We start from the raw sequence: 1,705 nt of genomic DNA on the forward strand, positions 1-1,705 counted from the left end.
GCATCTCGATTGGTGGCGACGCCGAGCTCTTGGCTCGCTTCCTGCATGTATAGCGCCAACGCCACTAGCTGGAGGGAAGTTGATCGATGTAGCGCCGAGATTCCAGGGATTCGCACGCTAGATCCTCAGTCGATGCATTCTCAGCTGCTTCGCGTCTGACTACTCGAACCGCCGCTCCATCGCGTGATGCTCGGACTCCTCCCACCTGCGCTCCCGTTCGATTAGAAGGTCGAGGTCCGCAACCTTCTCCACCACCAGGGTCCTGACCTCAGGCGATTCATATGTAATCAGCTCGCGAAGCGCCTGCTGACGGGCCTCGATAATCGGAACGCGTGAGTTCGTCCAACTGCTCGGCACGGCTTGGCCGAAAGCGAACTCGATCAGGCTCGATTTGTCAGACGCAGTGTCGAGAAGCCGCTTGAAGTGTTCACTTAGTCGAACCGAGGATGTCGAATCGTCGATCACCTCCGATCCGTCCTTTGCCTCGTAGACGCGGATGTTGCGCGCAACGAACTCCTGCCGTCGAGCATCATTCCCGCACCACGTCAGGAGCTGATCGACGGGTGCGAGATTCAGCGACGGCGAGGACTCACCGGATCGCTGCCGGAACAGCCAGCCCACCGCGTCGGACTCGGGATCATCACGTTCGATCTCGAGTAATGCATCCAGCAGCATCTCCGGACGCGCCTCGATGAATGACGACAGCACCTCGGAGTAATATTCCCGCGAGAGTCGATATTTCTTGGCCCCGTCACAGAGTTCACCGACGAGCCGGGCCACCTCGTCGTCGGGCGCCCCAGGAGCAAGCGCTTCTACGATCAGCCTGCCTATACCGTGGTGGGCAGGTCGGTTCGCGTCGTCGGACCGATCACGCAACAGGTGACCCAGTGCGAATCGAATGGCAGAGAAGATCTCAGGCCCCGGGATATAGTTCCAGTCGGCCCTCGCGAGTAACCGCATGATGAGCATGTCAAACGACGAGTGGTATCCCCCTGGTAGTTGGCAGACCGCATTCGTAAGCGCTGAAAGCTCCACGTCAGACATCGATTCATGACGTCTGCCATGGCCAACCGCCTCAAAATAAGCTGCGGGCACGCTGCCATTTCGAGCAATGTCAAGCAGCCGCGCGCTCACCCACGGCGTAATCCGCGTGGACAGAAGTAGCCAGACGCTGTACGGCTTGAGCTTATCTTCCGTCAGCAACTTCTCCTGCAGTCGGGGCAGCAGGGCCGAATCACGCTCCGCGATCGCCGACAAACAGCCTTCGATGAACTCGATGCTGGCGCGGTCTGGGGCATGTGCCTTGAACGAGCGGATCAACATCTCAACTAGGCCTTCTAGATCGCCGTGGGCTTCGGCGTAGCCATGACCCAGCCAAGCCACCGGTCTCGCGTAAGTCGCCCAAATCTGCGACGCCAGCCGATCGAACAGGCCCGGGTTGGATGCGAGCGCCCGCCCTAAAGCGAAGACGCGTTCCCGCAGTTCGACCATTTCTGCCTGATAGTCGGCGCCTCTACGGTGCGGATGCGCCCATTCGTTTACGAAAGCGTAGGCGTTGATCTCAGACTCGAGATCGGAGGGCGCTGCCAGAGACCGCAGTCCCTCCAGGCGCCGAAGCACCGCCGGATGAAGACTGGCGCCGTCGTACTCGAGAGTCTGGCCGATGGCAAACCAAACTGCAGGCCACCGCCCGCCTGTGGCATAC

At 60.2% G+C, this 1,705-nt stretch carries 1 protein-coding gene; it reads right to left on the reverse strand.

Annotated elements, in window-relative coordinates:
- Nucleotides 1-159: 159 nt before the first annotated feature.
- On the reverse strand, nucleotides 160-1,705 hold a 1,546-nt coding region (locus tag AC1VAN_RS20955; protein ID WP_480986651.1), incomplete at its 5' end, for a hypothetical protein.

This window comes from Stenotrophomonas sp. 05L44_2, assembly GCF_056665995.1.